The 18867-nt window shown below is 70.8% G+C and carries 16 protein-coding genes; 11 read left to right on the forward strand and 5 right to left on the reverse strand.

The annotated features are described in order from the left end of the window. Positions 1-61 precede the first annotated feature (61 nt). Positions 62-664 carry a DUF3043 domain-containing protein gene (locus ASD33_RS16900; protein WP_056560407.1) on the reverse strand — a complete coding sequence of 201 codons (603 nt, stop codon included), beginning with the start codon at positions 662-664 and terminating at the stop codon, positions 62-64. A 326-nt stretch (positions 665-990) separates the two neighbouring features. Here ASD33_RS16900 and ASD33_RS16905 point away from each other — a divergent pair, with 326 nt between their 5' ends. The 5 genes from ASD33_RS16905 (at position 991) to ASD33_RS16925 (ending at position 7508) form a co-directional block, all read left to right on the forward strand. After that, entirely contained in the window at positions 991-1788 is a 798-nt protein-coding gene (locus tag ASD33_RS16905) for a PspA/IM30 family protein (RefSeq protein ID WP_063991960.1), read from the forward strand. Positions 1789-1807: 19 nt separating this feature from the next. Next, entirely contained in the window at positions 1808-2086 is a 279-nt protein-coding gene (locus ASD33_RS16910; RefSeq protein WP_056560413.1) for a hypothetical protein, read from the forward strand. A gap of 192 nt (positions 2087-2278) precedes the next feature. Beyond that, a complete protein-coding gene (locus tag ASD33_RS16915) occupies positions 2279-3517 on the forward strand; it encodes a sensor histidine kinase (RefSeq protein WP_056560416.1) in 1239 nt (412 codons plus the stop codon). Continuing rightward, positions 3514-4203, forward strand: coding sequence for a response regulator transcription factor (locus ASD33_RS16920; RefSeq protein ID WP_056560420.1), 690 nt, complete (start codon positions 3514-3516; stop codon positions 4201-4203). The genes ASD33_RS16915 and ASD33_RS16920 overlap by 4 nt, the downstream gene beginning before the upstream one ends. 176 nt (positions 4204-4379) lie before the next feature. Continuing rightward, positions 4380-7508, forward strand: coding sequence for an efflux RND transporter permease subunit (locus ASD33_RS16925; RefSeq protein ID WP_056560423.1), 3129 nt, complete (start codon positions 4380-4382; stop codon positions 7506-7508). A 95-nt stretch (positions 7509-7603) separates the two neighbouring features. On the opposite strand, the gene nadA is transcribed toward ASD33_RS16925, so the two are convergent. Continuing rightward, on the reverse strand, positions 7604-8800 hold the full coding sequence (nadA, locus tag ASD33_RS16930) for a quinolinate synthase NadA (protein ID WP_056560426.1): 1197 nt from the start codon (positions 8798-8800) through the stop codon (positions 7604-7606). Positions 8801-9049: 249 nt separating this feature from the next. On the opposite strand from nadA, the gene ASD33_RS16935 reads away from it, so the two are divergent. Next, positions 9050-9406, forward strand: coding sequence for an iron-sulfur cluster assembly accessory protein (locus ASD33_RS16935; RefSeq protein WP_015033024.1), 357 nt, complete (start codon positions 9050-9052; stop codon positions 9404-9406). Between the two features lie 250 nt (positions 9407-9656). Here ASD33_RS16935 and ASD33_RS16940 read toward each other — a convergent pair whose 3' ends face one another. After that, a complete protein-coding gene (locus ASD33_RS16940) occupies positions 9657-11162 on the reverse strand; it encodes a hypothetical protein (protein WP_056560429.1) in 1506 nt (501 codons plus the stop codon). 66 nt (positions 11163-11228) lie between these two features. Further along, complete coding sequence (locus ASD33_RS16945) at positions 11229-11435, reverse strand: hypothetical protein (RefSeq protein ID WP_056560431.1); 207 nt, start codon at positions 11433-11435, stop codon at positions 11229-11231. A 134-nt stretch (positions 11436-11569) separates the two neighbouring features. Here ASD33_RS16945 and ASD33_RS16950 point away from each other — a divergent pair, with 134 nt between their 5' ends. Further along, the gene (locus ASD33_RS16950; RefSeq protein ID WP_056560435.1) at positions 11570-12544 is read left to right on the forward strand and encodes a carbohydrate kinase family protein; all 975 of its coding nucleotides are present in this window, start codon (positions 11570-11572) and stop codon (positions 12542-12544) included. Between the two features lie 97 nt (positions 12545-12641). On the opposite strand, the gene ASD33_RS16955 is transcribed toward ASD33_RS16950, so the two are convergent. Continuing rightward, the gene (locus ASD33_RS16955; protein ID WP_056560438.1) at positions 12642-14030 is read right to left on the reverse strand and encodes a cysteine desulfurase/sulfurtransferase TusA family protein; all 1389 of its coding nucleotides are present in this window, start codon (positions 14028-14030) and stop codon (positions 12642-12644) included. 345 nt (positions 14031-14375) lie between these two features. On the opposite strand from ASD33_RS16955, the gene coxB reads away from it, so the two are divergent. The 4 genes from coxB (at position 14376) to ASD33_RS16975 (ending at position 18845) form a co-directional block, all read left to right on the forward strand. Next, complete coding sequence (coxB, locus tag ASD33_RS16960) at positions 14376-15341, forward strand: cytochrome c oxidase subunit II (RefSeq protein WP_056560442.1); 966 nt, start codon at positions 14376-14378, stop codon at positions 15339-15341. Continuing rightward, positions 15338-17074, forward strand: a complete 1737-nt coding sequence (ctaD, locus tag ASD33_RS16965; RefSeq protein ID WP_056560445.1) for a cytochrome c oxidase subunit I — start codon at positions 15338-15340, stop codon at positions 17072-17074. The genes coxB and ctaD overlap by 4 nt, the downstream gene beginning before the upstream one ends. Next, positions 17071-17469: a cytochrome c oxidase subunit 4 gene (locus tag ASD33_RS16970; protein ID WP_056560448.1), complete on the forward strand. Its 399-nt coding sequence runs from the start codon at positions 17071-17073 to the stop codon at positions 17467-17469. Before ctaD ends, ASD33_RS16970 begins: the two co-directional genes overlap by 4 nt. A 122-nt stretch (positions 17470-17591) precedes the next feature. Continuing rightward, positions 17592-18845, forward strand: coding sequence for an Ig-like domain-containing protein (locus ASD33_RS16975; RefSeq protein WP_056560451.1), 1254 nt, complete (start codon positions 17592-17594; stop codon positions 18843-18845). Positions 18846-18867: the final 22 nt, after the last annotated feature.

The following is an 18867-nucleotide window of genomic DNA, read 5'->3' on the forward strand; positions in this document are numbered from 1 at the left end:
CCGCCCGACTCCGACGTCGCCGCGCCGAAGGCGCGCTCGACGGGCTCCGAGCTGTCGGCGCTCAGGGCCGCTCTCCGCGCTTGACCTGCGGCTTCGGCAGTCGCAGTCGGCGCATCTGGAGCGTACGCATCAGGCCGTAGGCGATGGCGCCACGCTTCGGCTCGTTCGGGAAGCGCTCGTTGAGCTGCTTCCGGAGCCGGATCCAGATGCCGATCGAGTCGATGACGATCAGGACGATCACGCCGAGCCAGAGCAGCAGCGAGATGTTCTGCAGCCCCCGGTTGGCGTTGCCGAACAGCGACAGCACGAGGATCACCACGGCCATCGGCAGGAAGTACTCGGCGATCGCGAACCGCGAGTCGACGAAGTCGCGCACGAAGCGGCGGACCGGACCCTTGTCGCGGGCCGGCAGATAACGCTCGTCGCCACTGGCCAGCGCCTCGCGCTGGCGGGCGAGGTCGGAGCGGCGTGCCTCGCGCTGGCGCTTGGAGGCCTCCTTGCGGTCGGTCGGCACCGTCGCGGCGCGACGGCGCTGGGTCTGCGCCTCACTCCGCTTCGGCGTCGGGCGGCCCTTGGGGGCCTCGGGGTCGCGGGGCTGCTTGGAGAGGTCCGCCGTCACCTTGTCGGTGGGGGCCTTCTCTTCCTTCGAACGGCTACGGAACACAAAACCCAAGGGTACGGGGTGGTGGGCATGAACCCCAGGCTGGGCGGGAACGATCTGATAGCAATGCTTCGAAAGATCTTGAAAAATTCTTCGGCATTGGCGGAGCGACAGCGGAGCGGACTGCGTCTCGGTGTATGTGTACGCGGGACCACGGGGGTTCCCCTAGATCCATCTACTCCCTGCGCGGGAGGAAGCACGGGACGCAGTCGTCCTTGGGGAGGAGCGCATCACGCTCCGAACAGTGCGGTAATGGAGACAGGGCCCGTACTGTGGATCCTGTCGAAGAGCGGTAGCCGAAGTCCGTCAGAAGGGGGCGCGCGAAGCCCATGAGCGGTGTCATGAAGCGTATGGGGATGATCTTCCGCGCGAAGGCGAACAAGGCCCTTGACCGGGCCGAGGATCCGCGCGAGACGCTCGACTACTCGTACCAGAAGCAGCTGGAGCTGCTGCAGAAGGTGCGGCGCGGCGTCGCCGACGTCGCCACCTCCCGCAAGCGGCTCGAACTCCAGCTGAACCAGCTGCAGGGCCAGTCCGCCAAGCTGGAGGACCAGGGCCGCAAGGCGCTCGCCCTCGGCCGCGAGGACCTGGCGCGCGAGGCGCTGTCCCGGCGCGCGGCGCTCCAGCAGCAGGTCAGCGACCTGGAGGTGCAGCACCAGACGCTGCAGGGCGAGGAGGAGAAGCTCACGCTCGCCGCCCAGCGCCTCCAGGCCAAGGTGGACGCCTTCCGCACCAAGAAGGAGACCATCAAGGCGACCTACACGGCGGCCCAGGCGCAGACCCGGATCGCCGAGTCCTTCTCCGGCATCTCGGAGGAGATGAGCGACGTCGGCCTCGCGATCCAGCGGGCCGAGGACAAGACCGCCCAGCTCCAGGCGCGCGCCGGCGCGATCGACGAGCTGCTCGCCTCGGGCGCCCTGGACGACCAGTCCGGGCTCGGGAAGGACGACATCCAGGCGGAGCTGGACCGGCTGTCCGGCGGTACGGACGTCGAGCTGGAGCTCCAGCGGATGAAGGCCGAGCTGGCGGGCGGACCGTCGGCGCAGCAGCAGGCCATCGAGGGCGGCGGCGCGGCCGCGCCGCAGGACCACACGCAGCAGCAGTCCCACCCGCGGTTCGAGAAGTAGGCGACAGACAGGACGCGTCATGATCGTGCGGATCATGGGGGAGGGCCAGCTGAAGCTGGCCGACAGCCACTTCGTCGAGCTGAACAAGCTGGACGACGAGCTGCTCGCGGAGCTGGAGTCGGGGGACGAGGAAGGGTTCCGGCGCACGCTGGGCGCCCTCCTCGACGCCGTGCGACGGCTCGGTGAGCCACTGCCGGACGACGCACTGGAACCCTCGGAGCTGATCCTCCCGGCTCCGGACGCGGGCCTGGACGAGGTCAAGGAGATGCTCTCCGACGACGGCCTGATCCCGGGCTGAGGTCGGGGGCCGGTCCCGGCCGATCGTCCGGCCGAATCCCGGGCCCGCTGCCGGGCCGGCCCCCCGGCCGGCCCGCCCCGCCCGCTCCCGGGTCGGCCATGCCGCACGACAGGTCCCGCCACCCCCCCCGGGGTGGCGGGACTCCGTGCTTCCCGTACGAGCCCCCCGCCGCGCCCCGTACCGTTGTCCCCCGTGACCCCCACCGGCCATGCCACCGGCACCCCCTTCGCCCGCTTCCGCGACTGGTTCCGCGGGCACCCGCTCGCCTTCGACGCCACCGTGGCGTTCGGCGCGCTCGTCTGCATGATCGCCGGGTCGTTCACCGATCCGCACGGCAGCCGGACCGGACCGACCTTCGGCGACCACGTGCCCGGCGTGACCAGCGTCCTGATCATGGTCGCCGGGGCCGTCGCACTGGTGCTGCGCCGCCGCTTCCCGCTCCGGGTGCTCTGCTTCACCGTGGCCGTCACCCTCGTGGAACTGGTCGGCGACAACCGGCCCGCCCCCATCGCGATGAGCGCCGTCGTCGCGCTCTACACCGTCGCCTCCCGCACGGACCGGCCCACCACGTGGCGGGTCGGCCTCGTCACCATGGCGCTGCTGACCGTCGCGGCCATGGCCTTCGGCCCCACCCACTGGTACGCGCAGGAAAACCTCGGCGTCTTCGCCTGGACGGGCATGGCGGCCGCCGCCGGTGACGCCGTGCGCAGCCGGCGGGCCTTCGTCGACGCGATACGGGAGCGCGCCGAACGCGCCGAGCGGACCCGCGAGGAGGAGGCGGGACGCCGGGTCGCCGAGGAGCGGCTGCGGATCGCCCGCGACCTCCACGACGTCGTCGCCCACCACATCGCCCTGGTGAACGTCCAGGCGGGCGTCGCGGCCCACGTCATGGACAAGCGCCCCGACCAGGCCAAGGAGGCCCTCGCGCACGTCCGGGAGGCCAGCCGTTCCGCGCTCGACGAACTGCGCGCCACCGTCGGTCTGCTCCGCCAGTCCGGCGACCCGGAGGCGCCCACCGAACCGGCCCCCGGCCTCGCCGTCCTCGACGGGCTCCTCGACAGCTTCCGCAAGGCCGGGCTCCCGGTCGCCCTGGCCCGCACCGACGGCGCCCCGCCGCTGCCCGCGACCGTCGACCTGGCCGCGTACCGGATCGTGCAGGAGGCCCTGACCAATGTGCGCAAGCACGCGGGCCCGGACGCGAAGGCCGAGGTGAGCGTCGTCCGGGTGGGCCGCACGGTCGAGATCACCGTCCTCGACGACGGCGCGCCGACGGCCGGGGGCACCGACCCGAGCGGCGGCCACGGCCTCCTCGGCATGCGCGAACGCGTCGGCGCCTTCGGCGGCACCCTGAACGCGGGCCCCCGGTACGGCGGCGGGTTCCGGGTCCAGGCGATACTGCCCGTGACGTCCCGAACGGGGGAGGACCGATGACGATCCGGGTAGTGCTCGCCGACGACCAGGCCCTGCTGCGCAGCGCCTTCAAGGTCCTGGTCGACTCCGAACCCGACATGGAGGTCGTCGGCGAGGCCGCCGACGGCGCCCAGGCCGTGGCCCTCGCCCGCTCCGAACGGGCCGACGTCGTCCTCATGGACATCCGGATGCCGGGCACGGACGGCCTCGCCGCCACCCGCATGATCACCGCCGACCCGGAACTCTCCGGGGTGCGGATCGTCATGCTGACCACCTTCGAGGTCGACGAGTACGTCGTGCAGTCGCTGCGCGCCGGAGCCTCCGGCTTCCTCGGCAAGGGGGCCGAGCCCGAGGAACTCCTCGGCGCCATCCGGATCGCGCACGCGGGCGAGGCGCTGCTCTCCCCGGCCGCCACCAAGGGCCTGATCGCCACCTTCCTCGCGCAGGGTCCCGGCACCGAGGACGTCGGCGGGGGAGGCGGGGCCCGCGCCGCGCGGCTGCCCGCGCTCACCGCCCGGGAGCGCGAGGTCCTGGTCCTCGTCGCGGGCGGCCTCTCCAACGACGAGATCGCCGAGCGGCTCGACGTCAGCCCGCTCACCGTGAAGACCCATGTCAACCGCGCCATGGCCAAGCTCGGCGCCCGCGACCGGGCCCAGCTGGTGGTCACGGCCTACGAGTCCGGTCTCGTACGCCCCCGGGTGGAGTGACCGCGTACTCCAGACGCGGTATGCGCGGGATAAGGATCTGGACCCGGGGACCGAGGACTTCCGGCGCTCGATGGCAGATCGTATAGACGGGGGCGCCCCCGGCGGATCCAGCGGATCCCGGCCGGGTTCTTGGCTGCTCCCGCCTGTCGACGAGTACGCCACAGAAGAGAGACCCCATGTCCTGGCTGTCCAGATTCAGCCTCGCGCAACGGGCCCTGATCGGGCTGATCTCCATCGTCGCGCTCGTGTTCGGCGCGATCGCGATCCCGCAGCTGAAGCAGCAGTTGTTCCCCTCGATCGAGCTGCCGATGGTCTCGGTCCTCGCTCCCTACCAGGGCGCCTCTCCCGATGTGGTCGAGAAGCAGGTCGTGGAGCCGCTGGAGAACAACCTGAAGGCCGTCGACGGCCTGAAGGGCGTCACCTCCACCGCCTCCGAGGGCATGGCCCTCGTCATGGCCTCCTTCGACTACGGCGACGAGTCGACGAAGCAGCTCGTCGCCGACGTGCAGCAGGCGGTGAACCGGGCCCGCGCCCAGCTGCCCGACACGGTCGACCCGCAGGTCGTGGCCGGCTCGACGGACGACATCCCGACCGTCGTCCTCGCCGCCGCCTCCGACAAGGACCCGCAGGCCCTCGCCGACCTCCTGGAGCGGACCGTCGTGCCCGCCCTGGAGGACATCGACGGCGTCGGCCAGGTCTCCGTCAGCGGCGTCCAGGACCTCCAGGTCTCCGTCACCCCTGACGACACCAAGCTCGCCGCGGCCGGCCTCACCTCCATGAAGCTCGCCGAGGCCCTCCGCTCCGGCGGCGGCACCATCCCGGCCGGCTCCTTCTCCGAGGCCGGTAAGAACCGCACCATCCAGGTCGGCGGCGGCTACACCTCGCTGCGCCAGATCGAGGACCTGCGCATCCCCGCCGCCGTCCCCGGCAAGAGCAAGGCGGTCCGCCTCGGCGACGTCGCCACCGTCCGCCAGCAGGAGTCGCCCCGCGTCTCCCTGACCCGGACCAACGGCAAGCCCAGCCTCGCCGTCATGGCCACCATGGACAAGGACGGCAGCGCCGTCGCGATCTCCGACGCCGTCGAGGAGAAGCTGCCCGAGCTGCGCGCCGCCCTCGGCGCGGGCGCCGAGCTGACCGTGGTCTCCGACCAGGGCCCGGCCGTCGCCAAGGCCGTCTCCGGACTGACCACCGAGGGCGCGCTCGGCCTCGTCATGGCCGTCCTGGTGATCCTGGTCTTCCTCGCGTCGATCCGCTCGACCCTGGTGACCGCCGTCTCCATCCCGCTCTCGGTCGTCCTCGCGCTGATCGTGCTGTGGACCCGTGACCTCTCGCTCAACATGCTGACGCTCGGCGCGCTCACCATCGCCATCGGCCGGGTCGTCGACGACTCGATCGTGGTCCTGGAGAACATCAAGCGGCACCTGGGCTACGGCGAGGAGCGCCAGACCGCGATCCTCACCGCCGTCCGCGAGGTGGCGGGCGCCGTGACCTCGTCGACCCTCACCACCGTCGCCGTCTTCCTGCCGATCGGCCTGGCCGGCGGCATGATCGGCGAGCTGTTCGGCTCGTTCTCGCTGACGGTCACGGCGGCCCTGCTCGCCTCGCTGCTCGTCTCCCTGACCGTGGTCCCGGTCCTCTCGTACTGGTTCCTGCGCGCCCCCAAGGGCGCCCCGGACGACCTGGCGGAGGCCCGCAGGCTGGCCGAGGAGAAGGAGGAGAAGAGCCGTCTCCAGCGCCTCTACGTGCCGGTCCTGCAGTTCGCGACCCGGCGCCGGCTGACCAGCCTCGGCATCGCGTTCGCCGTCCTCGTGGTCACCTTCGGCATGGCCCCGCTCCTGAAGACGAACTTCTTCGACCAGGGCGAGCAGGAGGTGCTCAGCATCCAGCAGGAGCTGCCGCCCGGCACCGGCCTGGACGCCTCCGACGCCGCCGCGAAGAAGATCGAGAAGCTCCTCGCGGACACCGAGGGCGTCAAGGACTACCAGGTCAACGTCGGCTCGTCCGGCTTCATGGCGGCCTTCGGCGGCGGAACCGGCACCAACCAGGCCACCTACCAGGTCAGCCTGGAGGAGTCCGCCTCGTCCGAGAAGGTCCGCGAGACCATCGAGAAGGGCCTCGGCTCCCTCGACGGCATCGGTGACACCACCGTCGCGGCCGGCGGCGGCTTCGGCAGCCAGGACCTGAGCGTGGTCGTCAAGGCCGGCGACGCCGAGGTCCTCAAGAAGGCCTCCGAGCAGGTCCGCGCGGCGGTCGCCGGGCTCAAGGACGTCACCGACGTCCAGAGCGACCTCTCGCAGTCCGTGCCCCGGATCTCCGTGAAGGCCAACGCCAAGGCGGCCGATGCGGGCTTCGACTCCACCTCGCTCGGCATGATCGTCGCCCAGGCCGTCCGGGGCACCCCGGCCGCCAAGGCGATCCTCGACGACAGCGAGCGGGACGTCCTCATCACCTCGGCGCATCCGGTCACCACCCTGGCCGGGCTCAAGGCCCTGCCGCTCGGCCCGGTGACGCTGGGCGACATCGCCACCGTCGAGCTGGTCCCCGGCCCGGTCTCCATGACCCGGATCGACGGCGCCCGCGCCGCGACGATCACGGCCAAGCCGGTCGGTGACAACACCGGCGCGGTGAGCGCCACCCTCCAGTCGAAGATCAACTCCCTGGACCTGCCCGAGGGCGCCTCCGCCACCATCGGCGGTGTCTCCGAGGACCAGTCCGAGGCCTTCCTCAACCTGTTCCTGGCGATGCTCGCGGCCGTCGCGATCGTCTTCATGCTCCTGGTCGCGACCTTCAGGTCGCTGATCCAGCCGCTGATCCTGCTGGTCTCGATCCCGTTCGCGGCGACCGGCGCGATCGGCCTCCTGGTGATCACCGACACCGCGATGGGCGTCCCGGCGATGATCGGCATGCTGATGCTGATCGGCATCGTCGTCACCAACGCCATCGTCCTGATCGACCTGATCAACCAGTACCGGGCCCAGGGCCTCGGCGTCGTCGAGGCGGTCATCGAGGGCGGCCGGCACCGGCTCCGCCCGATCCTGATGACCGCCCTGGCGACGATCTTCGCCCTGCTCCCGATGGCGCTCGGCATCACCGGCGAGGGCGGCTTCATCGCCCAGCCGCTGGCCGTGGTGGTGATCGGCGGTCTGATCACCTCGACGCTGCTGACCCTGCTCCTCGTCCCGACGCTCTACGCGATGGTGGAGCTCCGCAAGGAGCGCCGCGCGAAGAAGAAGGCGGCGAAGAAGGGCGGAGAGCCCGGCGAGACGGCGGTCCCGCCGCAGGCCAAGGAGCCGGCCGCGGTCTGATCCGTACGGCATGACGAAGGGGCGCCCCACGAGCTCGTGGGGCGCCCCTTCCGCGTGCGTACCGGGACACCTACCGGGTCCCTGCCGGAGAACCGTTACGGCAGCGCCAGCATCCGCTCCAGGGCGAGCTTGGCGAAGCTCTCCGTCTCCTTGTCGACCTGGATCCGGTTGACGAGCTTGCCCTCGGCCAGCGACTCCAGGGTCCACACCAGGTGCGGCAGGTCGATGCGGTTCATGGTCGAGCAGAAGCAGACCGTCTTGTCGAGGAAGACGACCTCCTTGTCCTGGTCGGCGAACCGGTTCGCCAGCCGCCGGACGAGGTTCAGCTCGGTGCCGATGGCCCACTTGGAACCGGCCGGGGCCGCCTCCAGGGTGTTGATGATGTACTCGGTCGAGCCGACGTGGTCCGCGGCGGCGACGACCTCGTGCCGGCACTCGGGGTGGACCAGCACGTTCACCCCGGGGATGCGCGCGCGGACGTCGTTCACCGAGTCCACCGAGAAGCGGCCGTGCACCGAGCAGTGGCCCCGCCAGAGGATCATCTTGGCGGCGCGCAGCTCCTCGACGGTCAGCCCGCCGTTGGGCTTGTGCGGGTTGTAGAGCACGCAGTCGTCCAGGGACATGCCCATGTCGCGGACGGCGGTGTTGCGCCCCAGGTGCTGGTCCGGCAGGAACAGCACCTTCTCCCCCTGCTCGAAGGCCCAGTTCAGGGCCCGCTCGGCGTTGGACGAGGTGCAGATCGTGCCCCCGTGCTTGCCGGTGAAGGCCTTGATGTCGGCCGAGGAGTTCATGTACGAGACGGGCACGACCTGCTCGGCGACGCCGGCCTCGGTCAGCACGTCCCAGCACTCGGCGACCTGCTCGGCGGTGGCCATGTCGGCCATCGAGCAGCCGGCCGCCAGGTCGGGCAGCACGACCTTCTGCTCGTCACCGGTGAGGATGTCGGCCGACTCCGCCATGAAGTGCACACCGCAGAAGACGATGTACTCCGCCTCCGGCTTGGCGGCGGCGTCGCGGGCGAGCTTGAAGGAGTCGCCGGTGACGTCGGCGAACTGGATGACCTCGTCACGCTGGTAGTGGTGGCCGAGGACGAAGACCTTGTCCCCGAGCTTCTCCTTGGCGGCGCGGGCGCGCTCCACCAGGTCCGGGTCGGAGGGCGACGGCAGATCGCCGGGACACTCCACGCCGCGCTCGCTCTTCGGGTCGGCCTCGCGACCGAGCAGGAGCAGGGCGAGCGGCGTCGGCTGTACGTCGAGCTCAGGACGGGTTTGGGCCGTGGTCACGTCACGCACCCTTTCTTCGGGGAACCTTTTCGTCGAAATGACGCTATCTATCATAACCCCTTCACGTCACGTTGACGATGTCCATAGTGTCGATGTGACGAATTCGCCGTCGCCGTCCCTGGACTTCGCCGTCCCCGCAGCTGGACAGGGTGTGCGAGCATGAAGGAGGGAAGACCCCACTCGGCCCGGAATGAATCCGGGGCGCCGGCGGTTGCAACCGTCGGCAAGCAGTCTCCGTACACACCGGGAGAGAAGCAGATGTCCGTATCGGACGAGAAGACCACTGTCAGCGACGGCATCCTCCTGTCCGACGCCGCCGCGGCCAAGGTCAAGGCCCTCCTCGACCAGGAAGGCCGCGAGGACCTGGCCCTGCGCGTCGCCGTTCAGCCCGGCGGCTGCTCCGGCCTGCGTTACCAGCTGTTCTTCGACGAGCGTTCGCTCGACGGCGATGTCGTGAAGGACTTCGACGGCGTCAAGGTCGTCACCGACCGCATGAGCGCCCCGTACCTGGGCGGCGCCTCGATCGACTTCGTCGACACCATCGAGAAGCAGGGCTTCACGATCGACAACCCGAACGCCACGGGCTCCTGCGCCTGCGGCGACTCGTTCAGCTGAGCCGCACACCGGCTAGGTCGTGTCCGGAAAGTAGCGCCGTCTGCCCGCAGGGCAGGGCCCGCGGCGTCTGGTGCGTGCGATCGCAAGGCGCCGGAAGGCCCTCGTAGCGGCGACCTAGGGCCTGTCTGACAATGCGCGTCGGATCAGGCCGGGCCGTACGCGCATGAGGGCGGCGGCCCGGGATCACTCCCGGGCCGCCGCCCTCACGCATGCCCCCGCCGGACCGGCGCACCGGCCCGGCCCCGGCGGTTCAGCGCCGCGGCACCGCCTCGCCGCTCGCCGCGTCGACCACCGGACGGGAGCCCAGCGGGACCTGAAGCGTCACGGTCCGGGTGAACTCCTTGGCGATCATGACGCAGACCCGGTCCGGGTCCACCGGCGACTCGGTGATCCGTACCGCCACCCGCTCCGGACGCTCCTCCGCCGTCACCTCGTACGTGCTGCACACCCCGCCCCAGAAGGTGACCGCGAGCTTCCGCCCGCCGTCCTCCGCGCGGTACGACTCCACCTGCCGCGCCGGCGCCGTGCCGTCCTCCCCGGGGGGAGGCGTCGGCGCGGGCTTCGCGGGCGGCGCCAGGTACTCCGTGGCCACCGCCGTCTCCGCCACCGTGTACGGCGCCCCGTCGTCCGGGTCCGCCGTGAACAGCCAGGACGGTACGAGCAGCCGCTCGCCCTCCACATCGCGGGCGGCCAGACCGAACACCGCACCCGTCACCGCCACCCGCTCCGGCTGCGCCCGGTCCACGACCGTCCGGCAGGGGCCGCCCGGCTCGGGCTTCCCCTCGCCCTCGACCCGCCCGTTCCCGATGACGTCACCCGGCGAGGACGGCGGCTTGCCGAGGCAGCCGTCGGCGCCGATCGGTCCGGAGCCCTTCGACTCCTCGTTCAGCGCGGCGAGCGCCTTCGACGCCCCGACCACCGGATACACGGCGCCCTCCACCGGCGCCTTGAGCATCCCGCTCCCGGAGACCGGCTTGCCGTCCCGCCCGATGTGCAGTCCCGTCGACCAGCCGTGGGTCGGCAGCCCGCCCACCACCGGATCGGCGTTGACCACCCGCACCGAACCGTTCACCACCCGGCTCGCGTCGACCTTCGCGTCGTCCTGGCCGAGCGCCTTCAGAACCGGCGCGGCCGCCGCCTTTGCCGCCGCCTCGCTCAGCGGCGTACCGCCCGGGGACGACTTCGAGGGCTCGCCGGGCGGCGGGCAGGCCTTGCCCTTCAGACAGGTGTCGCCGACCGGCCCGCCGTCGTACCAGGAGTACGTCCAGTTCCCCGGCGCCCGCTTCGCCACGTCGAGCCGCGGCCCCGAGCCGTCCTGCTCCGGCCGGATCGTCCAGACGTCCCCCACCAGGGCCGGACGGCCGGAGACGCCCAGCGCGTCGGCCAGCCTGGTCACCTCTGCCGAGGTGACCAGGCCCTCGGGCCGGTGGACCGCGGCCGAGGAGGGCCCTTGGGGGAGTGGGCCCTTGGCTGTGTAGACGGTCCCGTTCGGACCGCCGCCGGGGTCGGGCTCGCCGGGCGCGATCCCCGGACCGCCCCGCGTCGTCGCCCCGCCACCGGGGTCCGTACCGCCGCCCCCGAGCCGCAGCTGCGGCGGGGGGCCGGCCGCGTCGGCGGCCCGGCCCGCCGGGCCGGTGTCGTCACCGGAGGCCGTGGCGGCCAGATAGACGCCACCGCCCCCGGCGAGCAGCACACCCGCCGCCACCGAGGCGGCCAGGACGTTCCGTCGCCTCCGTACGTTCTCCGTACCGCTCACCGCAACGCTCCCTCGTCTCGACCGGACGCCGATGGGACGGAGCGGGCGGGCGGACGGTTCCGTCCGTCAGCCCCCGTATTCCGCCGTGGCGTCGATCAGCCGTGCCGAGGCCGCCGGTACGACGACCCCGTGGATCAACGCCGGGGAGACCGGGGCGGGTACGGGGGAGGCGGGGGTCACCCAGTGCGGAGCCATCCGAGCGCTGTCGCCCCGCAGATCGGCGAGGCTCAACTCGGACTCGTGTCGCTCACGTGAAGCGGGGTAGAGGGTCATGGGCGCACCGTAAGCACCGCACGCCCCCGGGGAAAAGGCCTACTCTGGGGTAGTTTCCACTGTTCGGCAGGCACGCCCCCACCCGGTAGCGTGAACCGTCTGTCATTGCCGCCTTCCCGCAGGAGCACCCCGCCGTGCGTATCGCAGTCACCGGCTCCATCGCCACCGACCACCTCATGACCTTCCCCGGCCGGTTCGCCGACCAGCTCGTGGCCGACCAGCTCCACACGGTGTCCCTCTCCTTCCTCGTCGACAACCTCGACGTCCGGCGCGGCGGAGTCGGCCCCAACATCTGCTTCGGCATGGGCCAGCTGGGCGGCAGCCCGGTCCTGGTGGGCGCGGCGGGCTACGACTTCGACGAGTACCGCGGCTGGCTCGACCGGCACGGCGTCGACACCGGCTCGGTGCGGATCTCCGAGGTCCTGCACACCGCCCGCTTCGTCTGCACCACGGACAAGGACCACAACCAGATCGGCTCCTTCTACACGGGCGCGATGAGCGAGGCCCGGCTGATCGAGCTCAAGGCCGTCGCCGACCGCGTCGGCGGACTCGACCTGGTCCTGATCGGCGCCGACGACCCCGAGGCGATGCTCCGCCACACGGAGGAGTGCAAGACCCGCGGCATCCCCTTCGCCGCCGACTTCTCGCAGCAGATCGCGCGCATGGGCGGCGAGGAGATCCGCACGCTCCTCGACGGCGCGACCTACCTCTTCTCCAACGAGTACGAGAAGGGCCTCATCGAGTCCAAGACGGGCTGGACCGACGCCGAGATCCTCGCCCGCGTCGGCCACCGGGTCACCACCCTCGGCTCGCGCGGCGTGCGCATCGAGCGCGTCGGCGACACCCCGATCGAGGTCGGCTGCCCCGAGGAGACCGCCAAGGTCGACCCGACCGGCGTCGGCGACGCCTTCCGTGCCGGCTTCCTCACCGGCCTGTCCTGGGGCGTCGGCCTGGAGCGTGCCGCGCAGGTCGGCTGCATGCTGGCCACCCTGGTCATCGAGACCCTCGGTACCCAGGAGTACACCCTGCGCCGCGCCAACTTCATGGAGCGCTTCACCAAGGCGTACGGCGAGGACGCCGCCGCCGAGGTCCGTTCGTACCTGGTCTGACGCCACCCGCCGGGGGCCCGTGCACGCGCACGGGCCCCCGCGGCATGTCCGGGGCCGTGCGAGCGGGCCCGGTGGCGCATCCGCGCCGCGGGCGGGTCTACGCCACCCGGCGCACCGTGTACGCCACGCCGCCGCGCTCCGACGGCTCCTCGCCGACGTACTCCTGGCCGCGCATCTCGCACCAGGCCGGGATGTCCAGCCGGGCCGCCGCGTCGTCCGACAGGACCGTCACCGTGCCGCCCACCGGGACGTCGCCGATCACCTTCGCCAGCTCGATCACCGGGATCGGGCAGCGCCGGCCGAGCGCGTCCACCACGAGCGGGCCCGCGCTCGCCGACGGGGCGGCCACCGGGGCGGCCGGGGCGCCCAGCCGCTCCCGTACCCCCGCCACCACCCCCGGCAGCACCTCCAGGAAGCGGTCCACGTCCTCCGCCGCGGTGCCCACCGGCAGGGACACCCGGACGTTCCCCTCGCTCAGCACCCCCATGGCCCGCAGCACATGGCTGGGCGTCAGAGTCGAACTCGTGCACGACGAACCGGACGAAACGGAGAAACCCTCCCGGTCCAGCTCGTGCAGCAGGGTCTCCCCGTCGACATAGAGACAGGAGAACGTCACCAGATGGGGGAGCCGGCGCACCGGGTCGCCCACCACCTCCACCTCGGGCACCAGCTCCGGCACCCGCGCCCTGATCCGGTCCACGAGCGCCCGCAGCCGCGCCCCCTCGGCCTCCGCCTCCGCCCGTACGGCGCGCAGCGAGGCCGCCGCCGCCACGATCCCCGGCAGGTTCTCGAAACCGGGCGCCCGGCCCGACTCCCGCTCGTCCGAGGGGCCTTGGGGCGCGAACCTGACCCCCTTGCGCACGGCGAGCAGTCCCACCCCCGCCGGGCCGCCCCACTTGTGGGCGCTCGCCGCGAGCAGCGACCAGCCCTCCGCCACCGGCCCCCAGCCGAGTGACTGGGCCGCGTCCACCAGGAGCGGCACCCCCGCCGCCCGGCAGGCCTCGGCCACCTCCGCCACCGGCTGCTCGGTCCCCACCTCGTGGTTGGCCGACTGGAGGCACGCCAGGGCCGTACCGGCGTCGAGCGCCGCCGCGAACACGGCCGCGTCCACCGCCCCCGACCGGTCCACCGGTACCTCCGCCACGGACCCGCCCGCCGCCGCGTGCGACTCGGCCGCGTGGAGCACGGAGGAGTGTTCGACCGCGGAGAACACGAGCCGGTTCCCGACACGCCGACGCCCCGCGAGAGTCCCGGAGATTCCCGCGTGAACCGCGCGCGTCCCCGAAGGAGTGAACACGAGCTCGTCCGGGCGACACCCCACGGCCTCCGCCGCGGCCTCCCGCGCCGCGTCGAGGAGCAGCCGGGCCCGCCTCCCCTCCCGGTACAGCCGGGCCGGATCGGCCCAGCCCTCGTCCAGGGAGGCGAGCAGCGCCTGACGGGCGACGGGGTGCAGCGGGGCGGCGGACGCGGCGTCGAAGTACGGCATCCGCCCACCGTAGGGCCTGCGGGGACCGGCCGGACGGGCCCGCCGCGGCGGGGCCGGGGACGATCTTCGTCCGGCGGCGGTGAGCCCTCGTCAGAAGCGGGCGCCGGTGCACCGGCAGACCGCCGAACGGACGCGTCCGACCCCCCTCCGGAACCCCGGAGTCCACCCCTTCGGGGACTCGGACGGCGCGTTGAGCACCCTCCCCGCGCGACCCCAAATAGCGTCCAGTAGGGTTTGGTCCGCATAAACATCCAAACCCCTGCCCGCGGCCGGGGCGGCGACCGACCAGCGAGACGGACGGCCGTGGCCGACCAACGCGGGCCGAGACTCTCGGGAAGGCGCTACGTGAGTCCCAACGGCTCCGACCGCTCGTCGCGGCGCCCGATGCGGCGGAAGCTGCCGCAGGTGCTGACTGCGGGCCTGATCCTGGCGACAGCCACGGGCTGCTCGTACAACTGGGAAGACTTCCCCCGCCTCGGTATGCCCACCCCCGTCACGGAAGAGGCGCCTCGGATCCTCTCCCTGTGGCAGGGCTCCTGGGCTGCCGCGCTCATTACCGGCGTCCTGGTGTGGGGCCTGATCCTCTGGGCCACCATCTTCCACCGGCGCAGCCGGACCAAGGTCGAGGTACCTCCGCAGACCCGTTACAACATGCCCATCGAGGCGCTGTACACGGTCACCCCGCTCATCATCGTCTCGGTGCTCTTCTACTTCACCGCGCGCGACGAGTCGAAGCTCCTCGAGCTCTCCCCGAAGCCGGCCCACACGGTCAACGTGGTCGGCTACCAGTGGAGCTGGGGCTTCAACTACGTCGAGAACGTGCCCGGTGTGAAGGGTGACGCCAAGACGGACAAGAACCTCGCCTCGATCCCGGACAAGTTCCTGGAGGCGTTCCCGGAGAACGCCGGCGGTGTCTACGACGCCGGTATCCCCGGCGACCGGAACCCGCAGACGGGCAACCCGGGTCCGACCCTGTGGCTGCCCAAGGGCGAGAAGGTCAGGTTCGTCCTGACCTCGCGTGACGTCATCCACTCCTTCTGGGTCGTCCCCTTCCTGATGAAGCAGGACGTCATCCCGGGTCACACCAACTCCTTCGAGGTGACCCCGACGCAGGAAGGCACCTTCCTCGGCAAGTGCGCCGAGCTGTGCGGTGTCGACCACTCCCGGATGCTCTTCAACGTCAAGGTGGTCTCCCCGGAGCGCTACCAGGCGCACCTGAAGGAGCTGGCCGAGAAGGGGCAGACCGGCTACATCCCGTCTGGCATCGAGCAGACGGACCCGGCCAGGAATGCGGAGAAGAACCAACTGTGAGCATCCACAACGAAACCCAGGGTGCCGCCGCAGCTGAGGACTCGTACGAGAACGAGCTGCCCGTACGGCGCAAGCAGCCCGGCAACGTCGTGATCAAGTGGCTGACCACCACCGATCACAAGACGATCGGGACGATGTACCTGGTCACGTCGTTCGTCTTCTTCTGCATCGGCGGACTCATGGCGCTCTTCATGCGCGCCGAGCTGGCCCGTCCGGGTACGCAGATCATGTCGAACGAGCAGTTCAACCAGGCGTTCACGATGCACGGCACGATCATGCTGCTGATGTTCGCGACGCCGCTGTTCGCCGGATTCGCGAACTGGATCATGCCGCTGCAGATCGGCGCGCCCGACGTGGCGTTCCCGCGGCTGAACATGTTCGCCTACTGGCTGTACCTGTTCGGCTCGATCATCGCGGTGGCCGGCTTCCTCACCCCGCAGGGTGCGGCCGACTTCGGCTGGTTCGCCTACTCCCCGCTGTCGGACGCCGTCCGCTCGCCGGGTGTCGGCGCCGACATGTGGATCATGGGTCTGGCCTTCTCCGGCTTCGGCACGATCCTCGGTTCGGTCAACTTCATCACCACGATCATCTGCATGCGCGCTCCGGGCATGACGATGTTCCGCATGCCGATCTTCACCTGGAACGTGCTGCTGACCGGTGTCCTGGTCCTGCTCGCCTTCCCGGTGCTGGCGGCCGCGCTGTTCGCCCTGGAGGCGGACCGCAAGTTCGGTGCCCACGTCTTCGACGCGGCCAACGGCGGAGCCCTGCTCTGGCAACACCTCTTCTGGTTCTTCGGACACCCAGAGGTGTACATCATCGCCTTGCCCTTCTTCGGCATCATCTCCGAGGTCATCCCGGTCTTCAGCCGCAAGCCGATGTTCGGCTACATCGGTCTGGTGGCCGCGACCATCGCCATCGCCGGTCTCTCCGTGACCGTGTGGGCGCACCACATGTACGTGACCGGAGGCGTGCTCCTCCCGTTCTTCTCCTTCATGACGTTCCTCATCGCCGTACCGACGGGCGTGAAGTTCTTCAACTGGATCGGAACGATGTGGAAGGGCTCACTGTCCTTCGAGACACCGATGCTCTGGGCCGTCGGCTTCCTGATCACCTTCACCTTCGGTGGTCTGACCGGCGTCATCCTGGCCTCGCCCCCGATGGACTTCCACGTCTCGGACTCGTACTTCGTCGTGGCGCACTTCCACTACGTCATCTTCGGCACCGTCGTCTTCGCGATGTTCTCCGGCTTCCACTTCTGGTGGCCGAAGTTCACCGGCAAGATGCTCGACGAGCGCCTCGGCAAGATCACGTTCTGGACGCTGTTCGTGGGCTTCCACGGCACGTTCCTGGTGCAGCACTGGCTCGGTGCCGAGGGCATGCCGCGTCGTTACGCGGACTACCTCGACGCCGACGGCTTCACCGCGCTGAACACGATCTCGACGATCTCCTCCTTCCTGCTCGGTCTGTCGATCCTGCCGTTCTTCTACAACGTCTGGAAGACCGCCAAGTACGGCAAGAAGATCGAGGTCGACGACCCGTGGGGCTACGGCCGTTCGCTCGAATGGGCGACGTCCTGCCCGCCGCCGCGGCACAACTTCCTCACCCTGCCGCGGATCCGTTCCGAGTCCCCGGCGTTCGACCTGCACCACCCTGAGATCGCCGCTGTCGATCAGCTGGAGAACAAGGGTCACGAGGCCGAGGCCCTCACGGGCGCCAAGGAGGCCGGCAAGTGAAGATCCAGGGCAAGATGTTCATCTGGCTGAGCGTCTTCATCCTTGCCATGGCGGTCCTGTACGGCGTCTGGTCCAAGGAGCCGGTCGGTACGACGGCGCTCTTCCTGGCCTTCGGCCTGTCCATCATGATCGGCTACTACCTGGCCTTCACGGCCAAGCGTGTCGACGCGATGGCGCAGGACGACAAGGAGGCCGACGTCGCGGACGAGGCCGGTGAGGTGGGCTTCTTCGCCCCCCACAGCTGGCAGCCGCTGTCGCTGGCCACCGGTGGTGCGCTCGCCTTCCTCGCCATCGCGATGGGCTGGTGGCTGCTCTACTTCTCCTTCCCGCTGATCCTGATCGGCCTCTTCGGCTGGGTCTTCGAGTTCTACCGGGGCGAGAACCAGAACCAGTAGCGGTACCCGCTCCGCACCGGAGCACCCGAGAGGGGCCCGGACGCTTCGTCACCGAAGCGTCCGGGCCCCTCTTTTGCAGCACTCGACGCGCTGGGCGCGAGGATTGTCCTTAGCGTGAAGTCATGAACGACACGCCGCGCATTCGGACTGTTCTGAGCTGCACTCTCCTGGCCGTCACCGTCACCGCCGGCGCCACCGCCTGCGCGGGCTCCGACGACCATCCGCTGTCGGCGCGGGCCTTCGACGCGGCCGAGCAGCTCGCGGTCAACGCTCCCGCCGACGGTTCCAAGGCGGACCCCGAGAAGCCCCTGGAGATCACCGCCAAGGGCGACGACGGGCGGATCACGGACGTGACCGCCACCGACGCCGCGGGACACCACCTGGCGGGCGAACTCACCGCGGACGGGCAGCGCTGGCGCTCCACGGCCGCGCTGGCGGCCGGCGCCCGCTACACGGTCCGGGTGGCCACGGAGGACGAGGACGGCGCTCCAGGGGCCCGTACGTTCACCTTCGAGACCGCCCCGGCGAAACGGGCCCTCACGGCGACCTTCGGCCCGGAGGCGGGCACGTACGGCGTCGGACAGCCCATCACGGCCGACCTCAGCCTCCCCGTCAAGGACCGCAAGGCCCGCGCGGTCGTCGAACGGGCCCTCAAGGTCCGCTCCACGCCCTCCGTCGAGGGCGCCTGGTACTGGGTGGACGACAAGAAGCTGCACTTCCGCCCGAAGGAGTACTGGCCCGCGGGGGCGCTCGTCACGGTCACCGGCAACCTGGACGGCCTCAAGGTCGGCGACAAGCTCTACGGCGGCGCCTCCAAGCCGCTGAAGATCACGATCGGCGACCGGATCGAGGCGGTCACGGACGCCGAGACGCACTACATGACCGTGAAGCGCAACGGAGAAGTGATCAACACCATTCCGGTGACCACCGGCAAACCGGGCTTCTCCACCCGAAACGGCATCAAGGTCGTGCTCGGCAAGGAGTACTACGTCCGGATGCGCGGCACCAGCATCGGCATCGCGGAGGGCAGCTCCGACTCGTACGACCTGCCGGTCTACTACGCGACCCGGGTCACCTGGAGCGGCGAGTACGTGCACGCCGCGCCCTGGTCCGTCGGCTCGCAGGGCGTCGAGAACGTCAGCCACGGCTGTGTCGGCATGTCGACGGGGAACGCGGCCTGGTTCTACGAGACCGTCCGCCCCGGCGACCTCGTCCGCGTCGTCAACAGCTACGGCGACACGATGGACACCTTCGGCAACGGCTTCGGCGACTGGAACATGCCGTGGGACAAGTGGCGCACGGGCAGCGCCCTGGTGGAGGCCGCCGGAAACCCCACGACCCCCACCGAGCAGGCCCGTCTCAGGCCCTCGATCTGATCAGCCCGCTGAAGGCGCCCGG

It is taken from the genome of Streptomyces sp. Root1304 (genome assembly GCF_001426405.1).
Taxonomy (GTDB): Bacteria; Actinomycetota; Actinomycetes; order Streptomycetales; family Streptomycetaceae; genus Streptomyces.

Coding starts and splice junctions, on each gene's coding strand:
- ASD33_RS16905 (WP_063991960.1), top strand. CDS start 991: ATGAGCGGTGTCATGAAGCGTATGGGGATGATCTTCCGCGCGAAGGCG.
- ASD33_RS16910 (WP_056560413.1), top strand. CDS start 1,808: ATGATCGTGCGGATCATGGGGGAGGGCCAGCTGAAGCTGGCCGACAGC.
- ASD33_RS16920 (WP_056560420.1), top strand. CDS start 3,514: ATGACGATCCGGGTAGTGCTCGCCGACGACCAGGCCCTGCTGCGCAGC.
- ASD33_RS16925 (WP_056560423.1), top strand. CDS start 4,380: ATGTCCTGGCTGTCCAGATTCAGCCTCGCGCAACGGGCCCTGATCGGG.
- ASD33_RS16935 (WP_015033024.1), top strand. CDS start 9,050: ATGTCCGTATCGGACGAGAAGACCACTGTCAGCGACGGCATCCTCCTG.
- ASD33_RS16945 (WP_056560431.1), bottom strand. CDS start 11,435: ATGACCCTCTACCCCGCTTCACGTGAGCGACACGAGTCCGAGTTGAGC.
- ASD33_RS16955 (WP_056560438.1), bottom strand. CDS start 14,030: ATGCCGTACTTCGACGCCGCGTCCGCCGCCCCGCTGCACCCCGTCGCC.
- ASD33_RS16975 (WP_056560451.1), top strand. CDS start 17,592: ATGAACGACACGCCGCGCATTCGGACTGTTCTGAGCTGCACTCTCCTG.